We start from the raw sequence: 14,282 nt of genomic DNA on the forward strand, positions 1-14,282 counted from the left end.
GCCTGCGACAGGCCCGGCGAACGCCGCCCGGCGCGCCAGACTCTTATAATGCGGTTCCACCTTCAAAGCGCAGACACCACCATGACCGAGCCAATCCGCAAGCAGGCCGCGCCCTGCGGCACCTGGACTTCCCCGATCAGTGCCGCCATCGTCGCGGCCGGCGCCGTGCCGCTGTCACAGATCGCCCTCGACGGTGACGATGTGCTGTGGCTGGCCGGCCGCGCCAGCGAAGCGGGCCGCACCACGCTGCAGAGACTGCGCGCGGGAGCAACGAGCGAACTGACGCCGAACCCGTTCAATGTCCGCACCCGCGTGCACGAGTACGGCGGCGGCGCCTATACGGCCCAGGGCGGCACGGTCTGGTTCTCGCACTTCGCCGACAACCGGCTGTACCGGGTCGACGAAGGCGGCGAACCGGTGGCCCTGACGCGCGAGGAAGCGGTGCGCTATGCCGACTTCGTGCCGGACAGCGCGCGCCAGCGCCTGATCGCGGTGCGCGAAGACCACCTGGCCGGCGAAGCCTATCCCGTGAATACGATTTGCGCGGTCGGCTTCGATGGTGTGGAGACCATCCTTGTCGACGGCAATGACTTCTATGCCGCGCCGCGCCTGTCACCAAGCGGGCGCCAGCTCGCCTGGCTGTGCTGGGACCACCCGCGCATGCCATGGCAGGGTACGGAACTGTGGGTGGCCGACATTGCGCCGGATGGCAGCCTGGTCGACGGGCGCCTGATCGCCGGCGGCCTGGACGAGTCGATCTGCCAGCCCGAATGGTCGCCGGATGGCCTGCTGCACTTCGTCTCGGACCGCAGCGGCTGGTGGAATTTGTACCGTTTCGAGGACGGCGTCGTGCACCCGCTGTGCCCGCGCGAGGCCGAATTCGGCGGACCGCAGTGGAATTTCGGCGGCTCGATGTACGGTTTCAGCGCCGATGACGAAATCATCTGCACCTATATCGAGGACGGCATCAGCCGCCTCGGCCGCTTGTCGACAAAGGGCTGCAATCTGACCCCGATCGAGACGCCCTATCAGGAGATCCGCGAGCTGCGCGTCTCACCAGGCAGGGTCGCGCTGCTGGCCGGCTCGCCGACGATTGCGCTGGAGCTGGCCCTGATCGATCCCGCCAGCGGTGCGCGCACCGTCCTGATGCAATCGATCGCGCAATTGCCGCCGGTGGAGGAATTGTCCGTCCCGCAGAGCATCCGCTACCCGAGCGCGAACGGCCGCAGCGCGTATGCGTTCTACTATCCGCCGGCGAATGCGCACTTCGAGGCCCCGGCAGGCGAACTGCCGCCCCTGATCGTGATCGGCCACGGCGGCCCGACCAGCATGGCAACCAGTACCCTGAAACTCGCGACCCAGTTCTGGACCGGCCGCGGCTTCGCCGTGCTCGACGTGAACTACGGCGGCAGCTCCGGCTTCGGGCGCCGCTACCGCGATTTGTTGAAGGGCCAATGGGGCGTGATCGATGTCGAGGATTGCGTGGCCGGCGCCCGTTACCTGGCTGAGCAGGGCGTGGTCGACCCCGCGCGCCTGCTGATCCGCGGCGGCAGCGCCGGCGGCCTGACGACCCTGAACGCCCTCACCTTCCACGACGTGTTCAAAGCCGGCGCCAGTTACTATGGCGTGTCCGACCTGGCCGGCCTGGACGCGGATTCGCACAAGTTCGAATCGCACTACAACGAATACCTGATCGCGCCCAAAGCCGAAGCGCAGGCGGTCTACCGCGCCCGTTCGCCGATCCACCATACCGATGCGTTGAAACGGCCGATGATCTTCTTCCAGGGCCTGGACGACAAGGTGGTGCCGCCGCAGCAGTCGGAGACGATGGTCGACGCCCTGCGCGCACGCGGGGTGCCGGTCGCCTACCTGACGCTCGAGGGCGAGGGCCACGGTTTCAGGAAAGCCGAGAGCGTGGTGCGCACCCTGGAAGCCGAGCTGGCGTTTTACCTGCGCGTGTTCGGCATTCCTCTGCCGGCAGGACTGCCGCAGGTGGAGATCGAGAACCTGGCTCCATACCAGGCTGCATGATCGGTACGGAACTGTTCGACGCCTTCGCCACCTGCTCGGCGCGCGACAAGCTGATCCTGGGCCTGCTGGCGCTGGCCGGGGAGCCGCTCGGGCGCACGCGCCTGCGCGAGCACCTCGAGCTGCTGCAGGCCTTTCCCGGCGAAGACGAACTCACCGAAACCTTGTCCCTGCTGCGCGAGCGCGGCCTGGCCGGCGAGATCGCTTCGCGCGGCAGCGTCATTGCGCCCGGCGCCGCCTGGCCGGCGATCGCCTTCCTGCTGCGCGAAGGCCGCCTGACCGAACTGCGCGAAATCTACGAGGCCGTCAATCCGCTACGGAGAGATTGGCAAGGCAACCCCGTGCTGCGCAGCTACCGCCAGGGCCTGGCGCTGCTGCGCATGGCGCTCGTGGCCGGAGAAGGCCCGAAGACGATCGCGCCCCTGCTGACGGCCTGCATGCGCTGCCACGAGGCGGCCTACCTGCATCCGCTGGTCGAGATCTGCGCGCGGCCCTTCGTCCCCGACTTCGTCGAGCACATCAACCCGGCGCTGCGCGACGAGGTGCTGGCGATCCTGGTCGACCATGTCCAGCGCGAGCCCCTCACCGCGCCGGCGGTGCGGGAGTACGCCGAGGCGCACGTGGCGCAGGGCGGCGCCTCGATGGCGCTGCGCATCGCGCTGGCGGAGCACCTGATCCTGTGCGGCCGCCTCGACGATGCCGGCGTCCTGCTGCAGGACCTGGACGATTCCTCCGCCCTGTACTACCGCAGCGTGCTGCTGCTCCTGCGCGACCACATCGACGAGGCGCTGGCCGGCTTCGACGCGGCCTTGAAACAGCTGCGGCGCGAGACGGGCAGGAGAAAGCAGGTTTTCGCAGGCATCGGCGGCCACCTGTACGTGGCGGCCCTGCTGCGCCGCGGCGATACGAAACATCAAAAGGCGGTCGAGAGCTATCTGGATCACGCCACCCGGGCCGTGCAGAGCCATGACACGGCCGTCTACCAGCAACTGAGCATGCTGCGCCAGATCCGCGGCGGCACGGTCGATGCCGAGGTGCTGCCGTCGCGGAACTGGGAGACGGCGCTGCAGCCGGTAATGTTCCGCGCCCTGCTGCACTGGTGGCTGGCGATGCCGCAGTTGTCGCAGCAGCGCCCGCGCCTCGAAGAAGCCCTGGCCCTGGCGGAGGCCGCCGGCTTCGATTTCCTGAGCGCCCAGCTGGCCGGCATCCTCGGCCAGCTCGGGGCCATCGGCCACGAACAGCGCGCGATCGCCCTGCGCCAGCGCCACAGGCTCACCGACATGACCCACTGGTTCGAGCGCGAGCAGCCGTGGGAGCGCCAGCTGAACGCGCTGATCAACCTGCAGCCGGCGGTGAACGTCGAAGTAGTGAAAGAGTCGCGCCTCGTCTGGCTGATCCGTTACGACGCCCACCTCGGCGTGCAGGAACTGGAACCGCGCGAACAGAAGAGAGATACCCAGGGCGCCTGGAGCCGCGGCCGTCCGATGGGACTGAAACGCCTGACGGACGATGCGGCCACGCTCGACTTCCTTACCGCGCAGGATCTGCTTGCCGTCTCCAGCATCGGCGCGGCGCGCCAGTACTACGGCAGCGGCCTGCGTTACGAATTCGACCTCGACAAGGCTTTATCCGCCCTGGTCGGCCACCCGCTGCTGTTCTGGTTCGACGCGCCCGGCACCCGGGTCGAGCTGTTGCCAGGCGAGCCGGAATTGCTGGTCAAGGCCGCCCGCGAGCACGTGACTATCTCCCTGCGTCCGCCGGTACAGGAAAACAGCGGCGAGGTCGTCGTCACGCGTGAAACGCCGACGCGACTGCGCGTGGTGCGCATCCGCGACGAGCACCGCCGCATCGGCGCCATCGTCGGCGAAGGGCTGGAGGTGCCTTTGGCGGCGGAGATGCGGGTGCTGCAGGCGATCGGCGCGATCTCCTCGATCGTCACCGTGCAGTCGGACATCGGCGCAAGCAGCGCCGATATCGAACGCATCGATGCCGACGCGAGAATGCACCTGCACCTGCTGCCTTATCAACAAGGCCTGCGCCTGCGCATCCTGGTGCGGCCGCTGCCGGAGGGCGCCTATTACGCGCCGGGCAGCGGCGCCGAGCGCGTGATCGCCGACGTGGCCGGGGTGCGCACTGAAGCGAAGCGCGACCTGAATGCCGAGCGCGAGGCCGAGCGCCAGCTGGTGGCGTCCTGCCGCGCGCTGGAAGGGGCGGAAGAAGAACATGACGAATGGCTGCTCGCGGCGCCGATTCACTGCCTGGAACTGGTGAGCGAACTGCAGGAACTCGACCCGGCGCAGGCCGTGATCGCCTGGCCGGAAGGCGAGCCTTTCCGCGTCAGCAAGAAGGCAAACGCAAAATCGGTGCGCATCAACATCAAACGCGACAAGGACTGGTTCGCCGCGAACGGAGAAATCGTCATCGACGAAGGCCGCGTGATGGATTTGCGCGAGCTGCTCGACAAGCTGAGAAACAGCGAGGGCCGGTTCATCGCGCTGGGCGACAACCAGTTTTTGGCCCTCACCAGCGAACTGCACCGGCGCCTGACGGACCTGGCCGCCTACACCGACGCCGGCAAGGATGCGTTACGGGTGCATCCGCTGGCCAGCTTCGCGCTGGAAGAACTGGCTTTGGAAGCGGGCGGGGTCGAAGCCGATAAAGCCTGGCGCGCGCACATCAAGAAAATGGCCGACAGCGCCGCCTACAAACCGCAGCTGCCCTCGACCCTGCAGGCCGAGCTGCGCGACTACCAGCTGGAGGGTTTTGAATGGCTGGCGCGCCTGGCGCACTGGGGCGTCGGCGCCTGCCTGGCCGACGACATGGGGCTCGGTAAAACTTTACAGGCACTGGCCCTGATCCTGCTGCGCGCGCCCAGCGGGCCGACCCTCGTCGTCGCCCCGACCTCGGTCTGCACCAACTGGATCGCGGAAGCCGAGCGCTTCGCGCCGACTTTACGGATCAAACTGTTCGGGCCGGGCGAACGCGCCGAGATGATCGATGGCGCCGCCGAGTTCGACGTGGTCGTCGCCAGTTACGGCCTGCTGCAACTGGAAGCGCCGCTGTTCGCGAAAAAGCGCTGGCACACGATCGTCATGGACGAAGCCCAGGCGTTCAAGAACGCCGCAACCCGGCGCTCGCAGGCGGTGATGGCCTTGCAGGGCGATTTCCGCATGGTCGCCAGCGGCACCCCGCTGGAAAACCATTTAGGCGAACTCTGGAACCTGTTCCGCTTCATTAATCCGGGCCTGCTCGGCACCGCCGACCAGTTTCAATTGCGCTTTGCCGGCCCGATCGAAAAGGCGCAGGACAAACGTGCGGAAAGCGCCGCGCGCGCGCGCCTGCGGCGCCTGACGCAACCGTTTATTTTGCGCCGGACGAAAAGCCAGGTGCTGACGGAGCTGCCGCCGCGCACCGAGATCGTGCTGCCGGTGGAGCTCAGCGCCGAAGAGACGGCGCTCTACGAATCGCTGCGGCGCGAAGCGCTCGATAAACTGGCCTCGCTGGAAGCGCCGCAAAGCCAGAAGTCGATCGCGATCCTGGCCGAGATGATGCGATTACGCCGCGCCTGCTGCAATCCGGAGCTGGTCGCGCCCGGCCTCGGCATCGCCAGCAGCAAGCTGGCGACCTTCGCGCATTTATTGGACGGCCTGCTCGAGAACCGTCACAAGGTGCTCGTGTTCAGCCAGTTCGTGGATCACCTGTCCCTGATTCGCAAGCACCTCGATGCGCGCGGCATCGGCTATCAATACCTGGACGGCTCGACGCCCATGCAGGAGCGTAAAAAACGGGTCGATGCCTTCCAGGCCGGAGAGGGAGATTTATTCCTCATCAGCCTGAAGGCGGGCGGCGTCGGCATCAACCTGACCGCAGCCGACTACGTGATCCACATGGACCCGTGGTGGAACCCGGCGGTCGAGGACCAGGCTTCGGACCGCGCGCACCGCATGGGCCAGCAGCGGCCGGTGACCATCTACCGCCTGGTGGCGCGGCATACGATCGAAGAAGGCATCGTCGACCTGCACCGCCACAAGCGGGATCTGGCCGACAGCCTGCTGGAGGGCGGCGATCTGTCGGCGCGCATGTCGCCGGGCGACATGCTGGCGATGCTGCAGCAGGGACTGGGACGTTGATCGGCCGCGCATTCCATGTGATCATGCCGCTTTTGTAACGGAACACCTCCATGGAAGAACAGAACGCGCCCGCCCTGTCGAAGGCCGACGTCATCGGTATGAAATCCTGGCTGGCCTATGCCGGCGTGCTGGCGCTGGCGATCGTCCTGTTCGGCGTGCTGCTGCCGCTCGCCTTCCTCTGGCACGAGCTGGCGGCGCTCGCGGTGCTGATCCTGTCGGCGCTCGTGGTCGGCTACGAATTCCTGCTGGTGCGCAGCGTGCAGCTCTACATGGACGACCTCGGGGTCTGGGTGCACGCGGGCGTACTGCCCTGGAAGAAGGGCGTCTCCGGCGTGAAGTGGCGCGACATGGATGAAGCGACTTTCATGAACGGCTTTACCAGCTGGGCCACGCGCTCGTACACGGTGCGCATCGGCCACCGCTTCACCAAGGACAGCGAGATCGTGCTGACGAATATCGCGCGCGGCAAGGAGGCGGTCGCCGTCGTCAACGCACGTCACCAGGCCCTGATCCGGGCAGGCGTGGTCGATTGATGGACGCGGCGGCGGCGCTGGCTTTCGTGCGCGAACATGGCGTCGTGCTGGCCTCGGCGCGCGGGCCGGTGCCGACGCTGACCCATGCGATCGCGGGCGAGGCCATTCGCGGCAGCTGGTGGGGTCACCCGCAGGGCAAGCAGATCTTCGCGGTGCTGGAGACGGTGAGCCATGACCCTGACATCCTCGTCTGCCGCCTGGTCGACAAGAAGGTCACGCTCGTGCACCGGCGCCTGTGGCCGGCGCTGGCGGCGGCCGCGCCGGCCTTCGATGCGGCGCTGCTCGCGCGGGTGCGCCAGGAGCACAGTGCGCGCGGCCACCATGAAAACACCGAGACGCCCTTCCCCGGCTGGCTGCCCGCCAGCGTCATGGAAGAGGCAAAGTCGATCGGCCTGGATGCGGCGCTGGCCGCGCTCGGGCCAACATTTGTTACAAAGCCGCGGACGCGCAATCCACGCGAATAATGCTAATCTGGCGCGCTGCCGCGTTTGCGCGCAGGGCGGAAGCAGCTGCGCGCAAACGCGACATCTCCATCTTTACGGGCCGAATACGATGATGAAAACGAAACTCGCGCTGGCAGCCATGATCGCCAGCCTCGCGCTGGCGCCGGCCAGCGCCAAGCCAGCCAAGACCTCGAAGCCGAAAGCGGCCAAGGTCGTCCAATCGAAGGCATCCGCCAAGCGCGCCGCCGCACCCGTCGCCAAGGCGAAGGGCAAACCAGCCAAGGGCAGCAACGGCAAAGCCGTTGCCGGCAAAGCCGTTGCCGGCAAGGCCGTTGCGGGCAAGGCCGCTGTTGCCGCTACCGTCGCTGCCGCCACCGCAGCCGTGGCTGCGGCGCCCGCGCGCGAGCAGGTGCAGGCCCCCGCAGCGAACGAGAAGCGCCTCGACCGCCGCGCCGACGCCCTCGCCATGCAGTACCTGACGGCGCTCTGGCGCGTCGATCCGGAAGGCGGGATTGCGGTCGGCAAGTTCGACGCCGCCGCCAACCTGACCATCCCCGACGATGCGACGCGCGCGAAAAAGCTCGCCTTCGCCGACGAGTGGCTGGACAAATTCCGCAAGATCGACACCCGTCAACTGTCGCCGCGCCAGCGCACCGACCTCGCCCTCCTGATCAACAAGCTCGAGACCGACCGCTGGCGTTTGACGACGCTGCGCGAATTCGAGTGGAACCCGGCGCTCTACAACATCGCCCAGCCGCTCGACCTGATCGCGAATACCGATTACGCGGCCAAGCCGCAGCGCCTGCGCACCATCCTGAAACGCCTGGCCAATGTGCCCGCCTATTACCAGGCGGCGCAAGCGAGCATCGTCAACCCGACGCGCGAACACACGCAGCTGGCAATCGCGCAGGCCCCGGGCACCCTGGTGGTACTGGCCGACCTCGGCCTTGCCGTGCAAGGCTCGATCCTGAATGCGCAGGAAAAGGCGATCTTCGCCCAGCGCATCGCGAATGCCGGTAGCGCAGTGCTCGGCTATGTCGACTTTTTGACGAACCTGGAAAAGACGCAGGCGGCAAGCGGCAAGGCGCGCCCGTTCAGGTTGGGCAAGGCCTTGTATGAGCAGAAGTTCGCGCTCGAGATCCAGTCGGCCAGCAGCGCCGAGCAAACCTACCGCAAGGCGCTCGCCGCGCGCGAGGAACTCCTGACGCGCATGAACGCGATCTCGGACGAACTCTGGCCGCGCTACATGGCCGACAAGACGAAGCCGAACGACCGCTTCCAGAAGATCGGCATGCTGATCGACAGGCTGTCCGCCCGCCACGTCGCCCGCGAAAACTTCTTCCCCGAGATCCGCAGGCAAATCCCGCAGCTGCAGGACTGGGTGATCAAGAACGATCTGCTCACGCTCGACCCGGACAAGCCGCTCGAAGTGCGCGAGACCCCGATGTACCAGCGCGGCGTGGCCGGCGCCAGCATCGACGCGCCGGGCCCGTACCGGCCGAAGGACAAGACCTATTACAACGTCACGCCGCTGGATGGCTTGTCTGCCGAGCAGGCCGAGAGCAGCCTGCGCGAGTACAACGAATGGATCCTGCAGATCCTGAACATCCACGAGGCGATCCCCGGCCACTATGCCCAGCTGGTGCATGCGAACCGGTCGCCGTCGCTGGTGAAGTCCCTGTTCGGAAATGGCGCGATGGTCGAGGGCTGGGCCGTGTACGGCGAGCGCATGATGCTCGAATCGGGCTACGGCGGCAACGCGCCCGAGATGTGGCTGATGTACTCGAAATGGAACCTGAGAAGCGTCACCAACACCATCCTCGACTACTCGGTGCACGTGAACGGCATGGGGCGCGAAGAAGCGCTGGATCTGCTCACGCGCCAGGCCTTCCAGACGCGCCAGGAAGCGGTCGAGAAATGGCGCCGCGTGCAGCTGTCCTCGGTGCAGCTGACCAGCTATTTCAGCGGCTATGCGGAGATCATGGAACTGCGCGAGCAGCGGCGCCAGCAGCTGGGCGAGCGCTTCAACCAGAAGCAGTTCCACGACCAGTTCCTCAGCTACGGCAACGCGCCCGTCAAGATGATCGCGGAACTGATGCGCGATTGATCGCACGGGCGATCGCACAACCGGAGCCGCGGCTCCGGTTTTTTTATGCCCGCACCAATGCTGTGCAAAACCGCACAAACGGCGTGCCTGCGCGCCGCTTGTGCGCCTTGTCCCGAGGTCTAGAATAAGTTGGCGACTTCCCGTCGCATACATAACAACGATACCGACAGCGGAGACCAGCCATGACCCTTCATTCCTCGCCTAGCTCCTAGCGTTCATTCGCAGCTGCCTGCTTTTCCGTCATCCATCCGGCCGGCGCATCACGCCGTCGCGTCCGCGCAGGTCCGGGTTTTTCGCAGTGCACCACGCAACGCAATGGAGGCTTCAATGGCAAGTTCGTTTCAACAGGCCGCCCGCCGGGCCGTCTTCCTCGCCGCATTGCTTCCCTGGGCAGCCGCCCAGGCGCAAGTACAGGCCGGTCCCGGCACCTGGAGCAGTAACCAGACCTGGGCCACCGACACCGTCAACGGCGGCGCCCTCACCGGCTACTACTACTGGCCCGCCACCAACCCCACCTTGGCCGGCAAGCGCGCCCTGGTGCTGGTGCTGCACGGCTGCGCGCAAACGGCCGCCGGCGACGTCATCGACAGCGGCACCGACAAGGGCTACAACTGGAAAGGCGTGGCCGACCAGTACGGCGCCGTGATCCTGGCGCCGAACGCCACCGGCAACCTCTATGGATCGCACTGCTGGGACTGGGCCAAAAGCACCCACAGCCGCACCACCGGCCACTCAGGGATCCTGCTCGACCTGATCAACCGTTTCGTCAGCAACCCGCAGTACGCGATCGATCCGAAGCAGGTGTACGTCGCCGGCCTGTCTTCGGGCGGCGCCCAGACCATGGTGATGGGTTGTCTCGCGCCCGACATCTTTGCCGGCGTCGGCATCAACGCCGGCCCGCCGCCGGGAGTGTCCACGACCCAGATCGGCGCCGTTCCCTCCGGCTACACGGCCACCACCGCCGCGAACAACTGCAAAAACCTGGCCGGCACCAGCGTCTCCGAATTCGCGACGCAGGTGGCGGGCGTCATCTGGGGCACCAGCGACTACACGGTGGCGCAGGGCTACGGTCCGCTCGACGCGGCGGCGATGCGCATCGTCTACGGCGGCACGTTGACGAAAGGCGCTGCCGTCAGCGTAGCGACCGGCGGCAGCAACCTCCCCTATACGGACGCCAACGGCAAAGTGCGCACCTCGGAGATCACGGTGACCGGCATGGGCCACGCCTGGCCGGCCGGCACGGGTGGCCAGAACAGCAATTACGTCGATGCGACCAAGGTCAACTACCCATCCTTCGTGATGGACTTCTGGTTCAGGAACAACCTGCGCGCGGCGCGCGCGGCGGCGCCGACGATGAACTCCTGCAGCGCCAGCGTCTCCGGTTCCACCGTGACGGTGAACGGCGCGGGCACCAGCACCAGCGGCACCATTGGCAGCTACCGGGTGGTCCTGAATGGCCCGACGCCGGTCGACGACGCGGCCGCCGGCAGCGGCGCGAGTTTTACGAAAGCCTACACGGCACGCGCCGACGGCTACTACAGCGGCAGCGTGACCGCGACCGACAGCGCCACCGGGCTGACCTCAAGCGCTTGCACGATCTCCCAGTTCCTGGTCGGTACCGCGCCGGCCCTGCAGCCACCGGGCGGCCTGGCGGTCGGGGCCAGTACGGCCAGCAGCATCGCCCTGTCCTGGAACGCGGTCAACGGCGCCACCGGCTACAACCTGTATCGCAACGGCGTCAAAGTCAATGCGGCGGCGCTCACCGCCACCGGCTATACCGACACCGGCCTGGCGGCGTCGACCAGCTACAGCTACCAGGTCTCTTCTCTCGGCAACGGCGGCGTCGAAAGCGCGCGCTCAGGCAGCGTCACCGGCAGCACCAGCTCGGGCTTCGTCTGCACCGCGACCACCGCCAGCAATTACGCGCACGTGCAGGCCGGGCGTGCCCACGACAGCGGCGGCTATGCGCTGGCGAACGGCTCGAACCAGAACATGGGCCTGGACAACACGTTTTATACGGCCACGCTGGCGCAGACATCGAGCGGCTACTACATCATCGGAAACTGCCCGTAATCGATCAGGTGCAGGACTTTGCCGGGGCCGCTGCCCCGGTTTTTTTTCGCCTTTCTCCTCGATCCATCTCAATAAATTTTTCACCAAGGCAACAATTGGTGAGAATTTTCCATCGCTCCGGCGCTTAAAATAGCGGCAGCTTTTTTCCCCCACCGCCGGTGCTGTCGCCGGCCAGCCATGAGGAAGTCATGAAGACTGCTCTGTTTGCACGCACCTGCGCCGCTGTCCTTGCCGGCACGCTCGCCTTCGGTACCAGCCCCGCGCAAGCGGCCAGGATCGACCAGGAAGCGGAAATGAACACGGCGCTGGCCGCAGCCAGGGCCGCTTCGCAATCCGGTCCCTCCGAGATTGCCCTGGGCAGCCAGGCGAAGCTGAAACTCCCGCAGGGTTATTCCTTCATTCCGCAGCCGCAGGCAGGCCAGCTGCTCAAGGCAATGGGCAATGGCGAAGACCCCACCCGCCTCGGCATCATCATCCCGCCCGACAGCGACAGCTTCGTGGTCCCGCGCTATATCGACGCCGGCTATATCAAGGATGACGAAGCGGCCGAGTGGAAGGCGGACGAACTGCTCAGCGGTCTGAAGGAAGGCACCGAAGAAAACAACAAGGAGCGCCAGGCGCGCGGCCTGACCGAGATGGAGATCGTCGGCTGGAACCAGAAGCCCAGCTACGACAAGGGCGCGCACCGGCTGGTGTGGTCGATCGAAACCAAAGACAAGGGCACGGCCAATGGGGAACACGGCGCCAACTACAACACCTATGTATTGGGCCGCGAAGGCTATCTGTCGATGAACCTGGTGTCCGGCTTCGATGCGCTGGCGGCCAATAAACCCTTCGCTCAGACCCTGCTGGCCCAGACCAGCTTCAATCCGGGCAAGACCTATGCCGACTTCAATTCCTCGACCGACAAGGTGGCGGAATACGGCATCGCGGCCCTGGTGACGGGCGTCGCCGTCAAGAAGCTGGGCCTGTTCGCGGTGATGGCGGCCTTTTTCGCCAAGTTCGCCAAGCTGATCGCCATCGCCGCCTTCGGCCTGGTGGCCGGCGCCCGCAAATTCTTCAAGCGCAGCGAGACCTGAGAGCGCAAGGCGGCACGCGTGAAACTGCTCCTGCTCCTCCTCAGCGCCGGCAAGCTCGGCAAGCTGCTCACCAGCGGCGGGACGATGCTGCTGTCCGTGCTGGCCTATGCCTTCGTCTACGGCTGGTGGTATGCGCTGGGTTTCGTGGCCCTGCTGTTCTGCCACGAGATGGGCCATTTTCTCGCGGCCCGCCAGCGCGGCCTGCCGGTCGGTCTCCCGACTTTCATTCCCTTCGTCGGCGCCTGGATCGAGATGAAGGAGCTGCCGAAGGACGTCGAGACCGAAGCCTATGTCGGCATTGCCGGGCCGGTCGCCGGTACCGTCGCCGCGCTGGCGTGTTACGCGCTGGCGCGCGAGTTCGACAGCCGCTTGCTGCTGGCCCTGGCGTATGCCGGCTGCTTCCTGAACCTGTTCAATCTGATTCCGATCTCTCCTCTCGATGGCGGGCGCATCACGGCCATACTGTCTCCGCGCCTGTGGCTGCTGGGCGTGCCGGTGCTGGCGGCGGCCTTCTTCTGGCGCCCGAGCCCGATCCTGATCCTGATCGTCATCCTCGCGCTGCCGCAACTGAAGGCGGCCTGGAACTGGGATCCGGCCGCCGCCGGCAACCAGGCCTACTACGCGGTGAGCAGCGAGGACAAGTTCACCTATGGCGCCTTCTATGTCGGCCTGATCGTCTTTCTCTGCCTGATGGTGCACGGCCTGCACACGGAACTGGGGCCGGCGCGCTGACACCTCTCACCCAGGACCGCTTCCGATCGGCAATTGCCCATGAGGTGAGAGGTGTGAGCTGTGCCGGGCGCAAGCCCGGTTTTCATGAGATGGTCATCCTTCCACCCTACGAGTTACCAGACTTGTAGGGTGTTGTTCTTTCTGGATGGAGACCATCATGCAAGACCTTACGCTCATCGGCATTCATCTCGGCAAGCACAGCTTTCACATGCAAAAAGAGGGTGACCATCGATTTACGCCGTCGCGCGCCGGCTCACGCTATTTGCTGGGCATCGAGACGATTTCGCACAGCCTGGACGAAGGTCCCCGGTTCGTCAACGTAGACGAGGACATAACGCACATCCTGCTGCGCAATCTGGTATTTCTCGATTTTTACCGGTATTGATTTCTTCAGCACCAACGCGACATTCGGTACGTCGACCGGGGTACAGACCACGGTTTCCAACGGATCGAATCCGCTACGCCGCAGCCATGCCCTTTTGGCTTCCGAGAGTTCCTTCGCAATCTGGACAGGATAGGCAGTTTCGACGGCCTCCCACGGAATCTGGGCGTGGAAACGGGCACCGACTGATAAATGCAGGCGCTGCGGCGCCAGTACGTGGCGCGTGTGCTTCACCAGATACCGGTCCCCCAGCATCAGGACCATCGTATAGGCCACCGTTGCGAGCAAGGCCCAATGGGCATACTGCGCCGCCACCGGATCGTTCAATATAATACCCATCAGCAGATAGGAAAGCGGCACTTCGGTCACGCAACACAGCATCGCGATGAGGAAGATCGTCGCGTATTGACTGCCTTGGTAGTATTCGAAGCTTTGACCGGCGATTCCGGTCGTCGCCGGCGGCCTGCGGCGCAACCAGGTCACGAAGCCACGCTGTGTCGCACGTTCGAGACGGAACAGGCCGATGAGCTCTGCCGGCACCAGATTACGCACCCCTTCCACAGTCGACGCGCCGTTTCGGCGTGCCTGGGCATAGCACCGGAGCGCTTCCGGAAAACCGATGAGAATTTTCAGAACGAGCACGCCCGCCGCCAGAGCCCATATCTGGCTCTTGGTGAGCAGTTCCGGGAAACACCAGCGCGTGACGGTTCCCGCAACATGCACCACTAGCGCCAGGGCAAATATCCGTTCCCAACCTAATTTTGTCTCGGCCATC

General features: G+C 65.7%; 9 protein-coding genes. 8 read left to right on the top strand and 1 reads right to left on the bottom strand.

The window, feature by feature from the left end; translation table 11 throughout:
- The first annotated feature begins 81 nt into the window (after positions 1 to 81).
- The 8 genes from LPB04_RS05125 (at position 82) to LPB04_RS05160 (ending at position 13,125) form a co-directional block, all read left to right on the top strand.
- On the top strand, positions 82 to 2,031 hold the full coding sequence (locus LPB04_RS05125) for a S9 family peptidase (protein WP_193687661.1): 1,950 nt from the start codon (positions 82 to 84) through the stop codon (positions 2,029 to 2,031).
- Positions 2,028 to 6,158: a DEAD/DEAH box helicase gene (locus LPB04_RS05130; protein WP_193687662.1), complete on the top strand. Its 4,131-nt coding sequence runs from the start codon at positions 2,028 to 2,030 to the stop codon at positions 6,156 to 6,158. The genes LPB04_RS05125 and LPB04_RS05130 overlap by 4 nt, the downstream gene beginning before the upstream one ends.
- Positions 6,159 to 6,208: 50 nt before the next feature.
- Positions 6,209 to 6,691, top strand: coding sequence for a hypothetical protein (locus LPB04_RS05135; RefSeq protein WP_193687663.1), 483 nt, complete (start codon positions 6,209 to 6,211; stop codon positions 6,689 to 6,691).
- Positions 6,688 to 7,155 carry a hypothetical protein gene (locus tag LPB04_RS05140; RefSeq protein ID WP_193687664.1) on the top strand — a complete coding sequence of 156 codons (468 nt, stop codon included), beginning with the start codon at positions 6,688 to 6,690 and terminating at the stop codon, positions 7,153 to 7,155. Before LPB04_RS05135 ends, LPB04_RS05140 begins: the two co-directional genes overlap by 4 nt.
- Positions 7,156 to 7,243: 88 nt before the next feature.
- Entirely contained in the window at positions 7,244 to 9,241 is a 1,998-nt protein-coding gene (locus tag LPB04_RS05145) for a DUF885 domain-containing protein (RefSeq protein ID WP_193687665.1), read from the top strand.
- Between the two features lie 315 nt (positions 9,242 to 9,556).
- Complete coding sequence (locus LPB04_RS05150) at positions 9,557 to 11,314, top strand: extracellular catalytic domain type 1 short-chain-length polyhydroxyalkanoate depolymerase (protein ID WP_407943877.1); 1,758 nt, start codon at positions 9,557 to 9,559, stop codon at positions 11,312 to 11,314.
- 188 nt (positions 11,315 to 11,502) lie between these two features.
- The gene (locus tag LPB04_RS05155) at positions 11,503 to 12,393 is read left to right on the top strand and encodes a DUF2167 domain-containing protein (protein WP_193687667.1); all 891 of its coding nucleotides are present in this window, start codon (positions 11,503 to 11,505) and stop codon (positions 12,391 to 12,393) included.
- 18 nt (positions 12,394 to 12,411) lie between these two features.
- Entirely contained in the window at positions 12,412 to 13,125 is a 714-nt protein-coding gene (locus tag LPB04_RS05160; RefSeq protein ID WP_193687668.1) for a site-2 protease family protein, read from the top strand.
- Positions 13,126 to 13,378: 253 nt separating this feature from the next.
- Here LPB04_RS05160 and LPB04_RS05165 read toward each other — a convergent pair whose 3' ends face one another.
- Positions 13,379 to 14,281 carry a hypothetical protein gene (locus LPB04_RS05165; protein ID WP_193687669.1) on the bottom strand — a complete coding sequence of 301 codons (903 nt, stop codon included), beginning with the start codon at positions 14,279 to 14,281 and terminating at the stop codon, positions 13,379 to 13,381.
- Between the last annotated feature and the right edge of the window lies 1 nt (position 14,282).

The sequence above is a fragment of the Massilia litorea genome, from assembly GCF_015101885.1.
Lineage (GTDB): Bacteria > Pseudomonadota > Gammaproteobacteria > Burkholderiales > Burkholderiaceae_D > Telluria > Telluria litorea.

What these genes read in the sequence shown, in the direction of transcription:
- LPB04_RS05125 (WP_193687661.1), top strand. Translation starts at nt 82, where the DNA reads ATGACCGAGCCAATCCGCAAGCAGGCCGCGCCCTGCGGCACCTGGACT.
- LPB04_RS05130 (WP_193687662.1), top strand. Translation starts at nt 2,028, where the DNA reads ATGATCGGTACGGAACTGTTCGACGCCTTCGCCACCTGCTCGGCGCGC.
- LPB04_RS05135 (WP_193687663.1), top strand. Translation starts at nt 6,209, where the DNA reads ATGGAAGAACAGAACGCGCCCGCCCTGTCGAAGGCCGACGTCATCGGT.
- LPB04_RS05145 (WP_193687665.1), top strand. Translation starts at nt 7,244, where the DNA reads ATGATGAAAACGAAACTCGCGCTGGCAGCCATGATCGCCAGCCTCGCG.
- LPB04_RS05150 (WP_407943877.1), top strand. Translation starts at nt 9,557, where the DNA reads ATGGAGGCTTCAATGGCAAGTTCGTTTCAACAGGCCGCCCGCCGGGCC.
- LPB04_RS05155 (WP_193687667.1), top strand. Translation starts at nt 11,503, where the DNA reads ATGAAGACTGCTCTGTTTGCACGCACCTGCGCCGCTGTCCTTGCCGGC.
- LPB04_RS05165 (WP_193687669.1), bottom strand. Translation starts at nt 14,281, where the DNA reads ATGGCCGAGACAAAATTAGGTTGGGAACGGATATTTGCCCTGGCGCTA.